Genomic DNA, 19,160 nt, shown 5'->3' with positions numbered 1-19,160 from the left:
GGATGAGTTGTACTGATTCCCTGGCAACACCCGTCAAGAAGACCCGTCACCAACTGCTTTACCTGATTTACGGCAACCAGGATGTTTACCGGCGCGAAGCCAAGTTCAGCATCCTGACCGCCCTCTCCCAGGCCAGGACCGGCAAACGCCCGGCGATCAGGATCCTCACTGACCGGCCGCAGGACTATGAAGGCTGGCCGGTCGATACCGTGCTGCTCGACGAACCGACACTGACTCGCTGGCAGGGCCACAACGGCTATCACCACCGACGCAAGGCCTGCGCCATCGCCGCCGGCCTGCAACTGGCCGAAAAGACCTTGTTCGTCGACACCGACACCCTGTTCACCAGCGACCCCAATCGCCTGTTCCCGCACATCACTGCGCAGCAGTCGGTGATGGATCGCTTCGAATACGACTGGAAAGATGTCTTCGAGCGCGACGACTACCTGAAGCTCGGTCGCGATCTCGGTGCCCATGGCATCACTCCGGAAAACGGCTTCAAGCTCTACAACAGCGGGCTGTGTGGCGTGACCGACAGCGACGGGGCGTTGTTCGAGCAGTCGATCCGCCTGATCGACGAATGGACGGCAGACGGTTTCCAGATCCATACCATCGAACAAGTCGCGCTGTCGTTCGCCATGCGCAAACGGCCGGTGGTCGAGGCCCGCAAATACGTCTATCACTACTTCGCGGAAAAACGCTTTTTCCACGCGATGCAGGCGTTCTTCTTTGCCCAGCACGGCGAGCAGTTCAGTCAGCGGCTGGTGGATCTGTGCAAGGACGTGCCGCGGGTCAAGCCGTTCCCGTCCGCGTGGCAGCGTCTGAAAATCAAATGGAAGCTGCGCAACCAGAGCGGCACCCTGCGCAAGGTCGGTCGCGATCTGCTGTACGGCAGCGCAGCACCGGATCATCCGTACTACACCGCCTGCCGCCATGAATGGTGGGAATGTGCCTCGCGGGAGATTCTTCGCTGGGACAAGAGCCGTCAGAAAAAGCTCCTGAATCAGAGCAACTGGCCGCAACAACTGCCCCGTCCTGAAAAGCCTGAAGACGAAAAAGTCATCATGAGCTACCTGAAAAAACGCGTGGCCACCGCTCGCTGACGCGAGCGGCACACGTCATGTCCCAAGCATCAGGCCGATGCGTTAAACTCCCGCCCATTGCTGTCTGGAGCTTCTTATGCGCGAAGAGTTGAACCAAGGCCTGATCGACTTCCTCAAGGCCTCCCCTACCCCGTTCCACGCCACCGCCAGCCTTGTTCAACGCCTGGAGGCCGCCGGTTATGTACGCCTCGACGAGCGTGAGACCTGGCACACCGAAGCCAATGGCCGTTACTACGTCACCCGTAACGACTCCTCGATCGTCGCGATCAAGATGGGCCGCAACTCCCCGCTGCACGACGGCATCCGTCTGGTCGGCGCCCACACCGACAGCCCGTGCCTGCGGGTCAAGCCGCAACCTGAACTGCAACGTCAGGGTTTCTGGCAACTCGGTGTCGAAGTCTACGGCGGCGCGCTGCTGGCGCCGTGGTTCGACCGCGACCTGTCTCTGGCCGGTCGCGTCACCTTCCGTCGCGACGGCAAGGTCGAGAGCCAATTGATCGACTTCAAGGCCCCGATCGCGATCATTCCCAACCTGGCGATTCACCTCAACCGTGAAGCCAACCAGGGCTGGGCCATTAACGCCCAGACCGAACTGCCACCGATTCTCGCTCAGTTCGCCGGTGACGAACGCGTGGACTTTCGCGCAGTGCTCACCGATCAACTGGCCCGCGAACACGGGTTGAATGCCGACGTAGTGCTCGATTACGAGCTGAGTTTCTACGACACCCAGAGCGCAGCGGTCATCGGCCTGCACGGTGATTTCATCGCTGGCGCCCGACTCGACAACTTGTTGTCCTGCTATGCCGGTCTGCAAGCCCTGCTGACCGCCGACACCGAAGAAACCTGCGTGCTGGTGTGCAACGATCACGAAGAAGTCGGCTCCTGCTCCGCCTGCGGCGCCGACGGCCCGATGCTGGAACAGACCCTGCGCCGTCTGCTGCCGGAAGGTGACGAGTTCGTTCGCACCATTCAGAAATCCCTGCTGGTCTCGGCCGACAACGCCCACGGCGTACACCCGAACTACGCCGAGAAACACGACGCCAACCACGGCCCGAAACTCAACGCCGGCCCGGTGATCAAGGTCAACAGCAACCAGCGCTACGCCACCAACAGCGAAACCGCCGGTTTCTTCCGTCACCTGTGCATGGCCGAAGAAGTGCCGGTACAAAGCTTCGTGGTGCGCAGCGACATGGGCTGCGGCTCGACCATCGGCCCGATCACCGCCAGTCATCTGGGCGTGCGCACCGTCGACATCGGCCTGCCGACCTTCGCCATGCACTCGATCCGCGAACTGTGCGGCAGCCATGACCTGGCCCATCTGGTGAAAGTGCTGAGCGCCTTCTACGCCAGTCGAGAACTGCCGTAACCAACGAGAGATCGCAGCCTCACGCTGCGATCTCCTGCCCTGCGAAACCGGCTCATTTCTGATTCACATCACCACCGGTCGGTAAAAAGCGACCTAGACTTAAATCATCCCCTTCGACAAGGCTGTCGCCATGATCTCGATGTCTGCGTTCCACTCCATGCTCATTCCGATCCTGTCCGGAATGATTCTGCTGGCGATCGGCTTCAACTTCCGCGACAAGAACGCCGGAGTATTCGCCATGTGGATCGGCATGCTGATGATCCTGGCCACCGTGGTCTACAAGATCCTGGCCAAGCTCAACGAATAAATCCGCGCCCGGCTCGCATTGATTCTGGCGGACTCGTACACTCGCCCGATCCGCCCCTTGCGAGGTTGACCGCCTAGTGTTCGCTCGTTTCTTTGCCCTGCCCTGCCTCTTCCTTGTCTGCCTGATGACGCTCCTGCCGTCGGCGCCTGCCCAGGCGGTGAGTCTGCCCGGCCTGCTCAATGGTTCGAACAAGGCGCAACCTGAAGCCCAGGAACCGCTTGGCCAATCCCTCGACGAAGTCATCAAGTCCCTGGAAAACGATCAGCAGCGCAGCCAATTGCTGAGCGACCTGAAAAAACTGCGCGACGCCACGAAAAAAGCCCAGGCCACCCCGGAAGAAGGCGTGCTGGGCCTGATCGGCGGCACCCTGGCCAATTTCGAAAAACAGTTCACCGGCAGCGACAGCCCGCTCAATCGCTGGTCCACCGAATTCGAACTGGCCAAGGATGAACTGTCCGCACTGATGATGCCGGCCAGTGAATGGCTGCCGATCATCTTCGGCTTCGCCGTGATCCTGATGGTCTGGAGCCTGCTGGCCGCCGCGCTGATCTGGCTCGGTCACCGGGTGCGCATGCGTTTCGGCCTGACCGAAGAACTGCCGCAACACCCCCGGGCCCTCGACATGCTGCGCTTCGCCCTGCGCAAGCTCGGGCCCTGGATGATCGCGCTGGTCATCACGGTTTACATGAGCTACGCATTGCCATCGTCCCTGGGCAAAAGCCTGGCGATGGTCCTGGCCTACGCACTGGTGGTCGGCACCTGTTTCTCGGCGATCTGCGTGATCGCCTTTTCCGTACTCGACGGCCCGCACCGCCACCGCGCGTTGTACATACTGCGCCATCAGGCGTTCCGGCCGCTGTGGCTGATCGGTAGCTTCGCCGCATTCGGCGAAGCACTGAACGATCCGCGCCTGGTGGCGGGTCTGGGTGTACACCTGGCTCACACCGCCGCCACCGTCACCAATGTACTGGCGGCGCTCTCGACCGGCCTGTTCATCCTGCGCTTTCGCCGCCCCATCGCCCACCTGATCCGCAACCAGCCACTGTCCCGCCGCCTGACCCGCCGCGCCCTCAGCGACACCATCGAAATCCTCGGCACTTTCTGGTACGTGCCGGCGCTGGTGTTGGTGGGCATTTCCCTGTTCGCCACCTTCGTCTCCGCCGGCGACACCAGCACGGCCTTGCGCCAGTCGCTGATCTGCACCGTGCTGCTGGTGTTGTGCATGGTGATCAACGGCCTCGTCCGCCGCCACGCCCTCAAACCCCAACGCGGGCCGAAACGCCACGCGCTGTATTCCGAGCGCCTGAAAAGCTTCTTCTACACCCTCGCCCATTTACTGGTGTGGCTGGCCTTCATCGAACTGGGCCTGAGGGTCTGGGGCATGTCGTTGATCGGCTTCACCGAAGGCGAAGGCCACGACATCAGCGTCAAACTGTTCAGCCTGATCGGCACACTGATCTTCGCCTGGCTGATCTGGATCCTCAGCGACACCGCCGTCCACCACGCCCTCACCCGCTCACGCAAAGGCCTGGCCAACGCCCGCGCGCAAACCATGATGCCGCTGATCCGCAACGTGCTGTTCGTGGCGATCTTCATCATCGCCCTGATCGTCGCGCTGGCGAACATGGGTATGAACGTCACGCCCCTGCTGGCCGGTGCCGGCGTGATCGGCCTGGCCATCGGCTTCGGCGCCCAGTCGCTGGTGGCCGACCTGATCACCGGCCTGTTCATCATCATCGAAGACTCCCTGGCCATCGACGACTACGTCGACGTCGGCGGGCACCTGGGCACCGTCGAAGGCCTGACCATCCGCACCGTACGCCTGCGGGACATCGACGGCATCGTCCACACCATCCCGTTCAGCGAAATCAAAAGCATCAAAAACTACTCCCGGGAATTCGGCTACGCGATCTTCCGCGTGGCCGTGCCGTTCAACATGAACATCGACGAAGCCATCAAACTGATGCGCGAAGTCGGCCAGAAAATGCGCACCGACCCGCTGCAGCGACGCAACATCTGGTCGCCACTGGAGATCCAGGGCGTGGAAAGTTTTGAATCGGGAAACGCGATATTGCGCGCACGGTTCAAGACCGCACCGATCAAACAGTGGGAAGTTTCACGGGCGTTCAATCTGTCGCTGAAACGGCATCTGGATGAGGCCGGGCTTGATCTGGCGACGCCGAGGATGAATGTTCAGGTGATTACCGCAGGCGGTGGTGGCCAGACTCAGGAATAGGCCAACCTCCACGCCTCCCCGACTCAAAACGATGAGCGTTAGCTCAAGTACCGCTTTTGACGTTCCGGCCCCATCGGAAGGCTGAGTGGAGGGATTCATCCGGGGGTGGGAGCGCAGCGACCGTGCGGCGAAGCCGCATGCATCGAGAGGAGGTGCAGCGAAGCAAACCGTAGGCGATGCCCCCGGATGAATCCCGGAACGAAGGAACACCGAGCCTAGGCGAGGTGCCGAACGCCGGGGCCTAGACCTTTTGGTGGACCTGCCCCATCACAACGGACGCCAAGAAGCTGGCTATTTAGCCGCCTGCCTTAAGACCCTGGCGTATTCGTTCGGAGAACGGTACCCCAAGGCAGAGTGCAGTCGGCTGCTGTTATAAAACCCATGGATGTAGTTAGCGATTGATAGTTGAGCCAGCCTCTTGCTGGGATAGACGCCATACGCCTCCTCCCTTTTCAGAGTAGCGAAAAAGCTCTCAGCCACTGCGTTATCCCAACAATTTCCCTTTCGACTCATGCTTTGCGTGAAGTCTTTCTTGGCCAAGGCCAGTCGGAATTTGCTACTCGCATACTGACGCCCTTGGTCGGAATGAAAAACCACACCACTAGAGCCGGAACAGGCGCTCCAGGCATTCAGGAAGGCATTCTCGACCAAATCGTCGGGCATCCGATCCGACAGGCTATAGCCCAATATTTGGCGCGTCTGGATGCTCAAAACCACTGCGAGATACAACCAACCTTCTTTGGTTGAGATATAGGTGATATCACTGACCCAAGTCGGTGTGGGGTTATCGATGGAAAACTGACGAGCGAGCAAATTTCTCGCAACAGGCAAGTAGTGGTGACTGTCGGTGGTACGGGGCTTGAAACCGCCTTTGGATCTACCGCGTATGCGTTCTTCGTGCATCAGCCGGCTCACTCGCTTGTGGCCCACTGTATGCGCTTTTCGCCGTAAGGCCTCGACCAGCCGTGGTCGGCCATATGTATTTCGGCTGGCCATATAAACCTTACGCAAATCAACGCGAATCTGCGCATCCCGATCTGGACGCTCCTCGCGATGCTGGTAGTCGTAAAAACCTGAAATCGAAACATCCATCACCCGACACAGCATGCGCACCGGGAAGTGAGCCCGTTCAGCAGCGACGAAGGCGTATCTCACCTGGACTCTCTGGCAAAGAATACCGCCGCCTTTTTTAGGATTTCGCGCTCCATCTTGAGTTCGGCCACCTCCGCTCGCAAACGCGCAAGCTCGCTGTCTTCTTTGGTGATGGCTTTGCGTTCTGGAGAACTCAACGGTAATCCCTTGCGCGCAGCATCAACCCAGTTATCGAGCGTTTTCACGGACATCTCGAGCTGACGTGCGGCTTCGGTTCTACCAACGCTTTCCGCGAGTGCGATAGCTTGAGCCTTGAACTCATCGGTGTAGTTACGGCGAGTGCTTGGGTACATGGCAACCTCCAAGATAGCGATTTAAGTATCGCTTCTTGGCGTCCGTTGTCACGGGACAGGTCCATGGTTACTTTTGGGGCGTTTGCCAAAAGTGACCCGCCGTAAGGGCGGAACCATAAGCCGCAGCACCCGAAAAAACGGATATTCACACAGAGCGATCAAACAACATCAACCCCAACATGAATCGCATCATGCCGCCAAAACTCCAGATCACAATCAATCAACCGCCCAGCCTGATCATAATTGACCCGGGCAATCCTCAACCCCGGACTCCCCACCGAAACCCGTAAGGCCGCCGCCGCATCCACCGACAACGACGTAGGCACAATCTCGAACCGCACCCGCCCATAGTGCAAATCGTAATGCCGCGCATACAGCTCGGTAATCGACTGATTCAAATCAAACTCCAGAATCCCCGGGAAAAACTGCGGATTCAGATAATGCTCCACATACAACACCAGCCGCCCATCGATCCGCCGCGACCGGCAAATCTGAATCACGCTCGACAACGCCGGCAACTGTAACCACGCACAGACCGCCGCTGACGCCGGTTGCAGCCGCGCCGAAATCACCTCGGTCGACGGCACCCGCCCCTGCGCACTGACCATCGCGTGAAAGTGACTGCGCTGCATCAGGTTGTAGGCCAGACGCGGCGGCGACACGAACCAGCCCCGACGTTCCTCGCGATAAATCTGGCCTTGCGCCTCCAGTTGCAACAACGCTTCACGCACCGTAATCCGCGTCGTGCCGAACAACTCGCTGAGCTTGCGCTCCGCCGGCAGCTTGCTCCCCGCCGCGAGCAACCCATGGTCGAGTTGTTCCTGAAGGATCTGGCCAATGGCTGTCACCGCTTTTGTTGCCTCATCGCGCATCAACGTTACCTATCTGGACTAGACCAGCACTGTTTCGGGGCAAAAACCGCACAGCTATTGCGCCGTTTGGTCGTGTTGCAAGCCTAGGCAGTGCAGATGACCGAGAGATGACAAAACTACCGAACGGTCGCCCTGACAACTTGCAATACATCGGCCAAGTCCCTTGCCCACCGGGACTTTGCGGGTGGTCTACGCTTACCGGGCAGCCGTCGATACCGGCGGAATAAAACGCGGATCGGGTATCCGCCGACATCAAAGTGTCATCCAGCCCCCCTACATTGGCTCAGGTATTGCTGACCTAGACCAACACAAACCGCAATCGCAGCGTTGAACACGACCAAGGAGCTTCGGAATGAAACAGCTTTTCCTGGCAACACTGTTAGGCTCGACCATTGCCATGTGCACCGCCGCCATGGCGGCTGACGATCTGAAAACCCTCGAAGCCGCTGCGAAAGCGGAAGGCGCCGTCAACAGCGTCGGCATGCCCGATGACTGGGCCAACTGGAAAGGCACCTGGGAAGACCTGGCCAAGAAATACGGCCTGAAACACATCGATACCGATATGAGTTCGGCCCAGGAAATCGCCAAGTTCGCGGCTGAAAAAGATAACGCCACTGCCGACATCGGCGACGTCGGCGCGGCTTTCGGCCCGATCGCGGTCAAGCAAGGCGTGGTGCAACCGTACAAGCCGACCACCTGGGACCAAGTGCCGGACTGGGCCAAGGACAAGGACGGCAACTGGGCACTGGCCTACACCGGCACCATCGCCTTCATCGTCAACAAGAAACTGCTGCACGGCTCCGAAGTGCCGACCAAATGGGCTGACCTCAAGGGCGGCAAGTACAAGGTCTCCATCGGTGACGTGAGCACTGCCGCGCAAGCTGCCAACGGCGTACTCGCCGCTGCGCTGGCCAACGGCGGCGACGAGAAAAATCTCCAGCCTGCCCTGCTGCTGTTCGCAGACATCGCCAAGCAGGGTCGCCTGTCGATGGCCAACCCGACCATCGCCACCATGGAAAAAGGCGAGATCGAAGTCGGCGTGGTCTGGGACTTCAACGGCCTGAGCTACAAGGCCAAGATGGCCAACCCGGATGACTACGTGGTGCTGATCCCGTCCGACGGCTCGGTGATTTCCGGCTACACCACCATCATCAACAAATACGCGAAGAACCCGAACGCCGCCAAGCTGACCCGCGAATACATCTTCAGCGACGCCGGCCAGACCAACCTCGCCCGCGGCAACGCCCGCCCGATCCGCGCCGAGCACCTGCAACTGCCGGAAGACGTGAAAGCCAAGCTGCTGCCAAACGAGCAGTACAAGAAGGTCACGCCGATCAAGGACGCCGATGCATGGGAAAAAACCTCCAAGGCCCTGCCGCAGGAGTGGAACGAAAAAGTCATCGTAGAAATGAAGTAAAGCGGCTGATCACCCTTTTGTGATCTGTTGAAGATCCAAATGTGGGAGCGGGCTTGCTCGCGAAGGCGTCTTGTCAGTCGACATCAATGTTGAATGATCTACCGCTTTCGCGAGCAAGCCCGCTCCCACAAGGGATTGGGTTGATTTCGAGATATTTGAACTTCGCGGAGTTTTTGCCCCTATGAAGCAAACTGTCATCCTTGTCGTGCTCGACGGCCTCAACTACGAGGTCGCGTGTCACGCCATGGGGCATCTGCAGGCTTACGTTGGCGCAGGACGCGCCGCGCTCTACCAGTTGGAGTGCGAGCTGCCGGCCCTGTCCCGACCGCTTTACGAATGCATCCTCACGGGCGTACCGCCGATCGACAGCGGCATCGTCCACAACAACGTCTCGCGCCTGTCCAGTCAGCGCAGCATCTATCACTACGCCCGCGATGCCGGTCTGAAAACCGCTGCCGCGGCTTACCACTGGGTCAGCGAGCTGTACAACCGCTCGCCGTTCGTGGCCGCCAGAGATCGTCATACCGACGACCCGGCGCTACCGATCCAGCACGGCCACTTCTACTGGAACGATCACTATCCGGACTCGCACCTGTTCGCCGACGCCGAAAACCTGCGCCTGCGCCATGCTCCGGACTTTCTGCTGATCCATCCGATGAACATCGACGACGCCGGGCACAAGCACGGCCTCGACACCCCGCAATACCGCAACAGTGCCCGCAGCGCCGACATCATCCTCGCCGACTACCTGCAAGGCTGGCTCGACGCCGGCTGCCAGGTGCTGGTGACCGCCGACCATGGCATGAACAACGACCGCTCGCACAACGGCCTGCTGCCGGAAGAACGCCAGGTACCGCTGTTCGTGTTCGGTGATGCCTTCAGCCTGAACAGCGAAGCTTCACCGAAGCAGACCGACATCTGCGGCACGGTCTGCGAGCTGCTCGGCGTACCTCACGACAAACCTGTGTGCCGGGAGTTGCTCAAGTGAACTCAATGATTCGCGGCAAATGGCTGGCCGCCCTGTGCCTGGTGCCTTTCGCGCTGTTCTTTATCGTGTTCGAAATTGCCCCGCTGATCTGGGTGATGATCAACAGCCTGCAATCGGAAGAATTCGGCTGGGGGTTCGCCAACTTCAGCAAGATCTTCAATTCGAAGTTCTATCTGCAGGCGATCCAGTACAGCCTCGAAATCAGCTTCTGGTCGAGCGTATTCGGCATCATCATCGCGGTGCTGGGCGCCTACTCCCTGCGCCGGGTCGATTCGAAGCTGCGCAACTTCGTCAACGCCTTCGCCAACATGACCAGCAATTTCGCCGGCGTGCCTCTGGCCTTTGCGTTCATCATCCTGCTCGGCTTCAACGGCAGCATCACGATCATGCTGAAGCAGGCCGGAATCATTCAGGATTTCAACCTGTACTCGAAAACCGGGCTGATCATCCTTTACACCTACTTCCAGATTCCCCTCGGTGTGCTGCTGCTGTACCCGGCATTCGACGCCCTGCGTGAAGACTGGCGCGAATCCGCAGCGCTGCTCGGCGCCGACGGCTGGCAGTTCTGGCGTCACATCGGCCTGCCGGTGCTGACCCCGGCCCTGCTCGGCACCTTCGTGATCCTGCTGGCCAACGCCCTCGGCGCCTACGCCACTGTCTACGCGCTGACCACCGGCAACTTCAACGTGCTGCCGATCCGGATCGCAGCGATGGTGTCGGGCGACATTTCCCTCGATCCGAACCTGGCCAGCGCCCTGGCCGTGGTGCTGGTGGCGCTGATGACCCTGGTGACCGTCGTGCATCAACTGCTGTTGAAGAGGAGCTACCATGTCTCGCGCTGAATCCGGCCCGGCCGGCGTCTACCACCGCGTCGTGGTCTATCTGCTGTTCGCCATTCTGCTGCTGCCGTTGCTGGGCACCTTGATCTACTCGATCGCCAGCAGTTGGTCGGCCACCATCCTGCCCAGCGGCTTCACCTTCAAGTGGTACATCCAGTTGTGGAGCGATCCGCGCTTCCTGCATGCCTTCGGCCAGTCGCTGCTGGTGTGCGTCGGGGCGTTGATTTTGTCGGTGGTGCTGATCCTGCCGCTGCTGTTCGTGGTGCATTACCACTTTCCGAAACTCGATGCGCTGATGAACATCCTGATCCTGCTGCCTTTCGCGGTGCCGCCGGTGGTGTCGTCGGTGGGGCTGTTGCAGCTCTACGGTTCCGGGCCGTTCGCGATGGTCGGCACACCCTGGATCCTTATCGGTTGCTACTTCACCGTGGCGTTGCCGTTCATGTACCGGGCGATCACCAACAACCTGCAAGCGATCAACCTGCGCGACCTGATGGACGCCGCCCAACTGCTCGGCGCCAGTACCTTTCAGGCAGCATTCCTGGTGGTGTTGCCGAACTTGCGCAAGGGCCTGATGGTCGCGTTGCTGTTGTCGTTCTCGTTCCTGTTCGGTGAGTTCGTGTTCGCCAATATCCTGGTCGGCACCCGTTACGAAACCCTGCAGGTCTACCTCAACAACATGCGCAACAGCAGCGGTCACTTCACCAGTGCCTTGGTGATTTCCTACTTCTTTTTCGTGCTGGTCCTGACCTGGGTCGCCAACATCTTGAACAAGGACAAAAGCGAATGAGCTATGTCAGCGTCCAACACCTTCAGAAAAACTACGCCGGCACCACGGTGTTCAGCGACATCAACTGCGAAATCCGGAAAGGTGAATTCGTCACCCTGCTTGGCCCGTCCGGTTGCGGCAAATCCACCCTGTTGCGTTGCATCGCCGGCCTGACACCGGTGGATGGCGGCAAGATACTGCTCGATGGCGTCGACATCGTGCCGCTCACCCCGCAAAAGCGCGGGATCGGCATGGTGTTCCAGAGCTATGCGCTGTTTCCCAACATGACCGTGGAGCAGAACGTCGCCTTTGGTCTGCGCATGCAGAAGGTCAACCCGGACGACAGCCACAAGCGCGTCGCCGAAGCATTGAAACTGGTTGAACTTAATGACTTCGCCAGTCGTTATCCGCATCAACTCTCCGGTGGTCAGTGCCAACGTGTCGCCCTCGCCCGCTCGCTGGTGACGCGTCCGCGCCTGTTGCTGCTGGATGAGCCGCTGTCGGCTCTTGATGCGCGGATTCGCAAACATCTGCGTGAACAGATCCGTCAGATCCAGCGTGAACTCGGCCTGACCACGATTTTCGTCACACACGATCAGGAAGAAGCACTGACCATGTCTGACCGGATTTTCCTGATGAACCAGGGAAAAATCGTACAAAGCGGCGATGCCGAAACCCTCTACACCGCACCGGTCGACGTGTTTGCCGCCGGCTTCATCGGCAACTACAACCTGCTCGATGCCGAGAGCGCCTCGAAGCTGTTGCAGCGGCCGGTCAACCATCGCATCGCGATTCGTCCGGAGGCCATCGAACTGAGCCTGAACGGCGAACTCGATGCACAGATTCGCAGCCACAGCCTGCTGGGCAACGTGATCCGCTACCGCGTCGAAGCCCGGGGCGTGGAACTGGTGGTGGATGTGCTCAACCGTTCGGCGGCGGATCTGCATCCCGACGGTCAGCGCCTGGCACTTTCCATCGATCCCACCGCCCTGTGTGAGGTAGCCTGATGACTTTGCTGACACCCAAGAGGGAACTGAACTGATGGCTCTGGCAATTTTTGATCTGGACGACACCCTGATCCACGGCGACTGCGCCACGCTCTGGAGCGAGCAGATGGGGCGCCTGGGCTGGGTCGATCCCGAGTCGTTCATGCGCAGGAACAACGAGCTGATGGACGCCTACAGCCATGGCAAGTTGCGCATGGAGGACTACATGGAGTTCAGCCTCGAACCGCTGATCGGCCGTACCCCGGAAGAAGTCGAGCATCTGGTCGGGCCGTGGGTGGAAGACTTCATCGAGCCGATCATCTTCAGCGACGCGACCAAGATCATCGCCGCGCACCGCAAGGCCGGCGACCGGATTCTGGTGATCTCGGCCTCGGGTACGCACCTGGTCAAGCCGATTGCCGATCGATTGGGCATCGATGAGATTCTGGGTATCGAACTGGAAGTGGCGCATGGCGTGTACAGCGGCCAGACCGTGGGCACCCTGACCTACCGCGAAGGCAAGATCACCCGCTTGCTGGAATGGCTGGATGCCGAAGAAGAAAACCTTGAAGGCGCAAGTTTCTATTCTGACTCACGCAATGATCTGCCACTGTTGCTGAAAGTGGATTATCCGCATGTGGTCAATCCGGATCCGGTATTGCGCGAGCAGGCCGAGAAATCCGGGTGGCCGATTCATCTCTGGAAGTAAGCGATTGCCTTGTGGGAGCAGACCTGCTCCCACAAGCATCCATGATCAGCTCAGGCTGTCGTCGATCACCAGCACCAGCTTCCCGGCTACCGTGTTGCTCGCCAGCTCGGCAAATGCCGCCTCGGCATCCTTGATCGCAAAGGTCTTGGCCAGTTGAGGCTTCAGGCGCCCCTCGGAAAACAGTGGCCACACGTGCTGGCTCAGATCGCTGAACAGATCGGCCTTGAACTGATCGTCACGGCTGCGCAGGGTCGAGCCCAGCAGTTGCACGCGCTTGGCCAGCACCTGGGCCAGATCCAGTTTTGCCTCGCGGCCGCCCATCAGACCGATCAGTACCCAGCGTCCATCCTGAGCCATCAGCTTCAGGTTCAGCGCCGAATAATGGCCGCCGACCGGATCCAGAATCACATCGAACGGCCCGAAATCCCGCAGGCTTTCCAGATCATCAGTGCGCACCACGCCGCCCTGAGCACCCAGCGCTTCACAGTAAGCCAGGCGCTCGGCCGAACCGACGCTCACCCAGCATGGATTGCCAAACGCCTTGCACAGTTGAATGGCGGCAGAACCGATGCCGCTGGCGCCGGCATGCAGCAGAACTTTCTCACCCGGTTTGAGCGCAGCGAGTTGAAACAAATTCAGCCAGACGGTCGCGTAAACCTCGGGCAACGCTGCGGCTTCGATCAGCGATACACCTTCCGGAACCGGCAACACATGCCGCCCGTCGACGACCACTTCTTCGGCCATCCCGCCCCCGGCCAGCAAGGCGCAGACCCGATCACCGACCTGCCACGACGAGCCGGCGCCGACCTCGCTGATCACCCCGGAACATTCAAGACCCAGTACTTGACTGGCACCCGGTGGCGGTGGATAAAGCCCCGCCTTCTGTAATAAATCCGCGCGATTGAGGCCCGCTGCCGCCACCCGGATGCGAACTTGTCCTACATCGCACGTAGGACTTGGTTCATCAACCCATGCCACTTGACCTTCAACGCCTTGCAATGCCTTCACAGTGCCTCCATAGTGAGTCTGGACTGAGCCCGAAGCTGTAGCGCCGGGCTTTTTGCATTATGCGACCGGCCCTGGGGTCTGAACGATCGCTGAACAGCAATGATCGTACAGAGCGCAGAGGTACCGGCGACTTCAAAGACGGCCTAATATGCGTTATCAATTGTCCCCGCGTCGAATCAGCATGAAGCATTTGCTCCCCAGCACCGCCCTCGCTCTTTTCATCGGTATCGGCCTCTTGCCGGTGTCGGGCAGTACATTCGCAGCCAACAGCTGGGACAAGTTGCAGCCTGATCGCGATGAAGTGATCGCCAGTCTGAACGTCGTCGAGTTGCTCAAGCGCCACCATTACAGCAAGCCGCCGCTCGACGATGCGCGCTCGGTGATCATCTACGACAGCTACATCAAGCTGCTCGACCCGTCGCGCAGCTATTTCATGGCCAGCGACATCGCCGAATTCGACAAGTGGAAGACCCAGTTCGACGACTTCCTCAAGAGCGGCGACCTCAACGCCGGGTTCACCATCTACAAGCGCTATCTGGACCGCGTGAAGGCGCGTCTGGACTTCGCCCTTGCCGAGCTGAACAAAGGCGTCGACAAGATGGACTTCACCACCCATGAAACCTTGCTGATCGATCGCAAGGACGCCCCGTGGCTCAAGTCCACCGCCGAACTCGATGACCTGTGGCGCAAACGCGTCAAGGACGAAGTGCTGCGACAGAAGATCGCCGGCAAAGAGCCGAAGCAGATCCAGGAAACCCTGACCAAGCGCTACAAGAACCAGTTGGCGCGTCTGGACCAGACCCGTGCCGAAGACATCTTCCAGGCGTACATCAACACCTTCGCCATGTCTTACGATCCGCACACCAACTACCTGTCGCCGGATAACGCGGAAAACTTCGACATCAACATGAGCCTGTCCCTCGAGGGCATCGGCGCCGTGTTGCAAAGCGACAACGATCAGGTGAAAGTCGTGCGTCTGGTGCCGGCAGGCCCGGCCGACAAGACCAAACAGGTTGCACCGGCGGACAAGATCATCGGCGTTGCCCAGGGCAACAAAGAGATGGTCGACGTAGTAGGCTGGCGCCTGGACGAAGTGGTCAAGCTGATCCGTGGTCCGAAAGGCACCGTGGTCCGTCTGGAAGTCATCCCGGCCAGCAATGCGCCGAACGACCAGACCAGCAAGATCGTGCCGATCACCCGTGAAGCGGTGAAGCTCGAAGACCAGGCCGTGAAGAAATCCATCCTGAGCCTCAAACAGGACGGCAAGAACTACAAGCTCGGCGTGATCGAGATTCCGGCCTTCTACCTGGACTTCAAGGCGTTCCGTGCCGGTGATCCGGATTACAAGAGCACCACTCGCGACGTCAAGAAGCTGCTGACCGAGTTGCAGAAAGAGAAAGTCGACGGCGTGGTCATCGACCTGCGCAACAACGGCGGCGGTTCCCTGCAGGAAGCCACCGAGCTGACCAGCCTGTTCATCGACAAGGGCCCTACCGTACTCGTGCGTAACGCCGATGGCCGGGTCGACGTGCTGGAAGACGAAAACCCGGGTGCGTTCTACAAAGGCCCGATGGCGCTGCTGGTCAACCGCCTGTCCGCCTCGGCTTCGGAAATCTTCGCCGGCGCCATGCAGGACTACCACCGCGCACTGATCATCGGTGGCCAGACCTTCGGCAAAGGCACTGTGCAGACGATCCAGCCGCTGAACCATGGCGAACTGAAACTGACCCTGGCCAAGTTCTACCGGGTTTCCGGTCAGAGTACCCAGCATCAGGGCGTACTGCCGGACATCGACTACCCGTCGATCATCGACACCAAGGAAATCGGCGAGAGCGCCCTGCCGGAAGCCATGCCATGGGACACCATCCGCGCGGCGATCAAACCGGCGAGCGATCCGTTCAAGCCGTTCCTGGCCCAGCTGAAATCCGAGCATGACACCCGTTCTGCCAAGGACGCGGAGTTCGTGTTCATCCGCGACAAGCTGGCCCTGGCGCAGAAGCTGCTGGAAGAAAAAACCGTCAGCCTCAATGAAGCCGAACGCCGTGCCCAGCACGCCGACATCGACGCCAAGCAACTGGCGATGGAGAACATCCGTCGCAAGGCCAAAGGCGAAGAACCGCTCAAAGAGCTGAAGAAAGAAGACGAAGACGCTCTGGCAGCCGCCGAGCCGGACAAGGTCAAACCGGAAGACGACGCCTACTTGAGCGAGACCGGGCGCGTGCTGCTGGATTACTTGAAGCTGAGCAATCAGGTGGCCAAGAAGTAAGATGATGGCAATTTAATGCTGACGATCCCCGGATCGTCATCAAACAGTCATCATTCTGTCGTGCAATAAAGGACTGGGAGCGGTTCTCTTCATCGAGAGCGCTCCCAGTCCTTTTTTATCGCCAGAGATTGCCATGACCACGACCGAACAGCTGAGTGCCTTGAGCTCGATCCTGACTCAAAGCGGTTTGCACAGCCTGTTCCAACCGATCATTTGCCTCTCCGAACGACGCATTCTTGGCTATGAAGCCTTGACTCGCGGTCCTTCCAACAGCCCGCTGCACTCCCCTATCGCCCTGTTCGCCGTGGCCCGTCAGGCCGGACGCTTGAGCGAACTGGAAATCGCCTGCCGCCATAGCGCCTGCCGCCGTTTCAACGAACAGCAATTGCCGGGCAAGCTGTTTCTCAACGTCTCTCCCGAATCCCTGCTCGAAGCCGCGCACCAGCCGGGGCGCACGCTGCGGCTGCTTCAGGATTTTGGTATTCCGCCGAGCCAGGTGGTGATCGAACTCACCGAACAGACGCCGATCGATGATTTCCAGTTGCTGCAAACTGCGCTGCATCACTATCGGGCGATGGGGTTTTCCATTGCGCTGGACGATCTCGGGGCGGGTTATTCAAGTCTGCGCCTTTGGTCGGAGCTGCGTCCCGACTACGTGAAAATCGACCGGCACTTTATCGACGGCATTCACCAGGACGCATTGAAGCGCGAGTTCGTCGGATCGATCCTGCAAATCGCCAAGGCCTCCCGGGCCCAGGTGATTGCCGAAGGCATCGAACTGCCGGAAGAGTTGGCGGTGCTGACCGAGATGGGTGTGGATCTGGTCCAGGGCTATCTGCTCGGGCGCCCTCAGGAATACCCACCACGCGATGCCCGGGCCTTGATGCCCAAACACGACAGCAGCACCGTTGCGCTGAACGATGAAGGCAGCGACCTCAGCGCCCTGCTCAACGACCAACCGGCCGTGAATCGCGACACGCCGACCGCCACCGTACTTGAGGCCTTCCGCCGCCAGGCCAACCTGAACTCGCTGGCGGTACTCGACGAACAGGGTCAGCCGTGCGGCATCGTTCATCGTCACTCGTTGTCCGATGCGTTGCTCAAGCCGTTCGCCACCGACCTCTTCGCCCGCAAACCGATCAGCCGCTTGATGAACGACGACTTCCTCGCCGTGGAAATGAGCCAGTCGCTGCAACAGGTCAGCCGCCTGATCACCAGCCGCGCCCGGCAACGCATCGAAGAAGATTTCATCATCACCCTCAACGGCAGTTACCTGGGCCTGGGCCGGGTGATCGACGTGCTCAAACTGATTACCGAACTGAAAATCCAGCAGGCCCGTTATGCCAATCCGCTGACCTTGCTGCCGGGGAACGTGCCGATTCAGCAATGTTTGACTCGCCTTCTGCAACAGGGGCGGGAATCGGTGATCTGCTACGTCGACATCGACAGCTTCAAACCTTTTAACGATATCTATGGGTATGGGCGTGGGGATGAGGTGTTGCTGTGTCTGGCGCAGTGCCTCAACGAACGCGTCGACCCGTCCCGTGATTTCGTCGGGCATATCGGGGGAGATGATTTCCTGTTGGTGCTCGGTCCGGAGGATTGGCGTAAACGGCTCAATCAATTGCTTGATGATTTCCAGAGCCAATGCCGACGGTTTTATCGCCCTGAACATCTTGAGGCTGGATGTTTTGTTGCGCCTAATCGCCAGGGTATTCGTCAGGAGTTTCCGTTGTTGTCACTGTCCATCGGAGTCGTCCATTTACATCCTGAAGCGTGTGCGCAATTGGATGCGAGTCAGTTGGCGGAGATGGCTTCGCAGGCGAAGCATCATGCGAAGAATGTTCCGGGGTATAGCGTGCATTTGATTGATAGCCTGTTTGCTCAGCCACCTGCAGAAGCACTTACACTCGGACATCGGTGATTCGACATAACCGAATCTCGTGCAATCAGCACCTTCAACCTATGAATGCCCCAAAAACTTACAAAATCGCAGCGAGCACCAAGTCGCGCCTACCAAGTTGATGAGTCTTCTTGACTGGCTTTGTAAAGCTCGTCCATCCATGCTTCGGACAACTGAAAGTACATGCCTTCGAAAAACGCCTTTGGGTCACTCATCTCGTCCCAGCCATCAGGTAGCAAGGAATGAGAGAATGGATCATGCTCCAGCACCTCTTGAAAGACATCACCACTTTCTTCAAGTGCCTCTCCCAGCACAGCAAACAAAACGAATTTATGCCGATAGCTCAGTTTCGAAAACCGCTTGATTACGTACCTGGATATTAAAATACTTCTGTCTGATGGATCCTCAGGATCGTACGCCGCCAACTCCTCCCCCAAACTCTCCTCGCGATCATATGTATCAAACCCACCGAGAAAGTGGGACAACCTCGGACGATAAGGAATATCAAGATAAGGATGCATCAACATTATGCTTTCTCTATCGGATAAAGAGCCCACGGCTCCAGCGTCTCGAAATCAAATCTCATTTCAAAACCATACATTTCAGAGATGTAGCGTGGGTCAGATGGATCGGCAGGATTTGGTTCATATCCTTCACCTATATTTTCAGTCTGCATTCTCACTACCAGATTTCCCATACTATCCTCTCCCGTGAAGCGGGGCATTTTTCTGGATTCTCTCGTCATGGCCTCGTTATATGCATTCATCTGTGCTTTGTGACTTAAAAAACGAGAGCTGTGAACACCCCGACACTTTCCAGGCTTATCAGAATCCGCATCATCAGTTCGTAAAAAAACCTCATTACCAACTTGTACTCCAGCCCTACAACGAGCACCAAAAAACGACAAAACAAAACGGAAAAAATCTTTAATCACAAGCTACCCCAC

Annotated in this window: 18 protein-coding genes; 12 read left to right on the top strand and 6 right to left on the bottom strand. The window is 58.9% G+C overall.

Annotated elements, in window-relative coordinates; genetic code table 11:
* The first annotated feature begins 2 nt into the window (after positions 1–2).
* The 4 genes from ACSPX5_RS03620 (at position 3) to ACSPX5_RS03605 (ending at position 5,012) form a co-directional block, all read left to right on the top strand.
* Positions 3–1,103, top strand: coding sequence for a hypothetical protein (locus tag ACSPX5_RS03620; RefSeq protein WP_169429505.1), 1,101 nt, complete (start codon positions 3–5; stop codon positions 1,101–1,103).
* A gap of 76 nt (positions 1,104–1,179) precedes the next feature.
* Positions 1,180–2,469, top strand: a complete 1,290-nt coding sequence (locus ACSPX5_RS03615) for a M18 family aminopeptidase (protein WP_007960074.1) — start codon at positions 1,180–1,182, stop codon at positions 2,467–2,469.
* 130 nt (positions 2,470–2,599) lie between these two features.
* Positions 2,600–2,776: a hypothetical protein gene (locus ACSPX5_RS03610; protein WP_169429504.1), complete on the top strand. Its 177-nt coding sequence runs from the start codon at positions 2,600–2,602 to the stop codon at positions 2,774–2,776.
* Between the two features lie 76 nt (positions 2,777–2,852).
* A complete protein-coding gene (locus tag ACSPX5_RS03605) occupies positions 2,853–5,012 on the top strand; it encodes a mechanosensitive ion channel family protein (RefSeq protein WP_169429503.1) in 2,160 nt (719 codons plus the stop codon).
* A gap of 291 nt (positions 5,013–5,303) precedes the next feature.
* Here ACSPX5_RS03605 and ACSPX5_RS03600 read toward each other — a convergent pair whose 3' ends face one another.
* The 3 genes from ACSPX5_RS03600 to ACSPX5_RS03590 all read right to left on the bottom strand — a co-directional run bounded on the left by ACSPX5_RS03600 (position 5,304) and on the right by ACSPX5_RS03590 (position 7,329).
* Positions 5,304–6,167, bottom strand: a complete 864-nt coding sequence (locus ACSPX5_RS03600; protein ID WP_439820716.1) for an IS3 family transposase — start codon at positions 6,165–6,167, stop codon at positions 5,304–5,306.
* Positions 6,164–6,457 carry a transposase gene (locus ACSPX5_RS03595; protein WP_169428789.1) on the bottom strand — a complete coding sequence of 98 codons (294 nt, stop codon included), beginning with the start codon at positions 6,455–6,457 and terminating at the stop codon, positions 6,164–6,166. The genes ACSPX5_RS03600 and ACSPX5_RS03595 overlap by 4 nt, the downstream gene beginning before the upstream one ends.
* Before the next feature lie 158 nt (positions 6,458–6,615).
* Complete coding sequence (locus ACSPX5_RS03590) at positions 6,616–7,329, bottom strand: UTRA domain-containing protein (protein ID WP_085701120.1); 714 nt, start codon at positions 7,327–7,329, stop codon at positions 6,616–6,618.
* Positions 7,330–7,681: 352 nt separating this feature from the next.
* On the opposite strand from ACSPX5_RS03590, the gene ACSPX5_RS03585 reads away from it, so the two are divergent.
* The 6 genes from ACSPX5_RS03585 (at position 7,682) to ACSPX5_RS03560 (ending at position 13,037) form a co-directional block, all read left to right on the top strand.
* Positions 7,682–8,746 (top strand): ABC transporter substrate-binding protein, encoded by a 1,065-nt coding sequence (locus tag ACSPX5_RS03585; protein WP_323162095.1) that lies wholly within the window; start codon positions 7,682–7,684, stop codon positions 8,744–8,746.
* A gap of 181 nt (positions 8,747–8,927) precedes the next feature.
* Positions 8,928–9,734 carry an alkaline phosphatase family protein gene (locus ACSPX5_RS03580; protein WP_169429501.1) on the top strand — a complete coding sequence of 269 codons (807 nt, stop codon included), beginning with the start codon at positions 8,928–8,930 and terminating at the stop codon, positions 9,732–9,734.
* Between the two features lie 5 nt (positions 9,735–9,739).
* Positions 9,740–10,576 (top strand): ABC transporter permease, encoded by an 837-nt coding sequence (locus ACSPX5_RS03575; RefSeq protein ID WP_169432609.1) that lies wholly within the window; start codon positions 9,740–9,742, stop codon positions 10,574–10,576.
* On the top strand, positions 10,563–11,363 hold the full coding sequence (locus ACSPX5_RS03570) for an ABC transporter permease (RefSeq protein WP_169429500.1): 801 nt from the start codon (positions 10,563–10,565) through the stop codon (positions 11,361–11,363). The genes ACSPX5_RS03575 and ACSPX5_RS03570 overlap by 14 nt, the downstream gene beginning before the upstream one ends.
* Positions 11,360–12,349 carry an ABC transporter ATP-binding protein gene (locus tag ACSPX5_RS03565; protein ID WP_207867729.1) on the top strand — a complete coding sequence of 330 codons (990 nt, stop codon included), beginning with the start codon at positions 11,360–11,362 and terminating at the stop codon, positions 12,347–12,349. The genes ACSPX5_RS03570 and ACSPX5_RS03565 overlap by 4 nt, the downstream gene beginning before the upstream one ends.
* 34 nt (positions 12,350–12,383) lie before the next feature.
* Positions 12,384–13,037 (top strand): HAD family hydrolase, encoded by a 654-nt coding sequence (locus tag ACSPX5_RS03560; protein WP_169429498.1) that lies wholly within the window; start codon positions 12,384–12,386, stop codon positions 13,035–13,037.
* Positions 13,038–13,082: 45 nt separating this feature from the next.
* On the opposite strand, the gene ACSPX5_RS03555 is transcribed toward ACSPX5_RS03560, so the two are convergent.
* Complete coding sequence (locus ACSPX5_RS03555; RefSeq protein ID WP_439820960.1) at positions 13,083–14,045, bottom strand: zinc-binding dehydrogenase; 963 nt, start codon at positions 14,043–14,045, stop codon at positions 13,083–13,085.
* A 181-nt stretch (positions 14,046–14,226) separates the two neighbouring features.
* Between ACSPX5_RS03555 and ACSPX5_RS03550 the strand changes: the two genes are divergently transcribed.
* The gene (locus tag ACSPX5_RS03550; protein ID WP_439820959.1) at positions 14,227–16,311 is read left to right on the top strand and encodes a carboxy terminal-processing peptidase; all 2,085 of its coding nucleotides are present in this window, start codon (positions 14,227–14,229) and stop codon (positions 16,309–16,311) included.
* Between the two features lie 133 nt (positions 16,312–16,444).
* A complete protein-coding gene (locus tag ACSPX5_RS03545; protein WP_439820958.1) occupies positions 16,445–18,235 on the top strand; it encodes a bifunctional diguanylate cyclase/phosphodiesterase in 1,791 nt (596 codons plus the stop codon).
* Positions 18,236–18,324: 89 nt separating this feature from the next.
* Here the strand turns inward: ACSPX5_RS03545 and ACSPX5_RS03540 are convergent, their stop codons facing one another.
* Both ACSPX5_RS03540 and ACSPX5_RS03535 read right to left on the bottom strand, forming a co-directional pair.
* Positions 18,325–18,741, bottom strand: a complete 417-nt coding sequence (locus tag ACSPX5_RS03540) for a hypothetical protein (RefSeq protein WP_439820957.1) — start codon at positions 18,739–18,741, stop codon at positions 18,325–18,327.
* Positions 18,741–19,148 carry a hypothetical protein gene (locus ACSPX5_RS03535; protein ID WP_439820956.1) on the bottom strand — a complete coding sequence of 136 codons (408 nt, stop codon included), beginning with the start codon at positions 19,146–19,148 and terminating at the stop codon, positions 18,741–18,743. The genes ACSPX5_RS03540 and ACSPX5_RS03535 overlap by 1 nt, the downstream gene beginning before the upstream one ends.
* Between the last annotated feature and the right edge of the window lie 12 nt (positions 19,149–19,160).

The sequence above is a fragment of the Pseudomonas sp. HLG18 genome (assembly GCF_051903985.1).
Lineage (GTDB): Bacteria > Pseudomonadota > Gammaproteobacteria > Pseudomonadales > Pseudomonadaceae > Aquipseudomonas > Aquipseudomonas fluorescens_BT.
Note: the sequence above shows the minus strand (reverse complement) of the source record. Positions and strands in the feature narration are given on the sequence as shown.

What these genes read in the sequence shown, in the direction of transcription:
- ACSPX5_RS03570 (WP_169429500.1), top strand. Translation starts at nt 10,563, where the DNA reads ATGTCTCGCGCTGAATCCGGCCCGGCCGGCGTCTACCACCGCGTCGTG.
- ACSPX5_RS03580 (WP_169429501.1), top strand. Translation starts at nt 8,928, where the DNA reads ATGAAGCAAACTGTCATCCTTGTCGTGCTCGACGGCCTCAACTACGAG.
- ACSPX5_RS03610 (WP_169429504.1), top strand. Translation starts at nt 2,600, where the DNA reads ATGATCTCGATGTCTGCGTTCCACTCCATGCTCATTCCGATCCTGTCC.
- ACSPX5_RS03585 (WP_323162095.1), top strand. Translation starts at nt 7,682, where the DNA reads ATGAAACAGCTTTTCCTGGCAACACTGTTAGGCTCGACCATTGCCATG.
- ACSPX5_RS03620 (WP_169429505.1), top strand. Translation starts at nt 3, where the DNA reads ATGAGTTGTACTGATTCCCTGGCAACACCCGTCAAGAAGACCCGTCAC.
- ACSPX5_RS03595 (WP_169428789.1), bottom strand. Translation starts at nt 6,457, where the DNA reads ATGTACCCAAGCACTCGCCGTAACTACACCGATGAGTTCAAGGCTCAA.
- ACSPX5_RS03545 (WP_439820958.1), top strand. Translation starts at nt 16,445, where the DNA reads ATGACCACGACCGAACAGCTGAGTGCCTTGAGCTCGATCCTGACTCAA.
- ACSPX5_RS03575 (WP_169432609.1), top strand. Translation starts at nt 9,740, where the DNA reads ATGATTCGCGGCAAATGGCTGGCCGCCCTGTGCCTGGTGCCTTTCGCG.
- ACSPX5_RS03560 (WP_169429498.1), top strand. Translation starts at nt 12,384, where the DNA reads ATGGCTCTGGCAATTTTTGATCTGGACGACACCCTGATCCACGGCGAC.
- ACSPX5_RS03550 (WP_439820959.1), top strand. Translation starts at nt 14,227, where the DNA reads ATGAAGCATTTGCTCCCCAGCACCGCCCTCGCTCTTTTCATCGGTATC.
- ACSPX5_RS03615 (WP_007960074.1), top strand. Translation starts at nt 1,180, where the DNA reads ATGCGCGAAGAGTTGAACCAAGGCCTGATCGACTTCCTCAAGGCCTCC.
- ACSPX5_RS03540 (WP_439820957.1), bottom strand. Translation starts at nt 18,741, where the DNA reads ATGTTGATGCATCCTTATCTTGATATTCCTTATCGTCCGAGGTTGTCC.
- ACSPX5_RS03565 (WP_207867729.1), top strand. Translation starts at nt 11,360, where the DNA reads ATGAGCTATGTCAGCGTCCAACACCTTCAGAAAAACTACGCCGGCACC.
- ACSPX5_RS03590 (WP_085701120.1), bottom strand. Translation starts at nt 7,329, where the DNA reads ATGCGCGATGAGGCAACAAAAGCGGTGACAGCCATTGGCCAGATCCTT.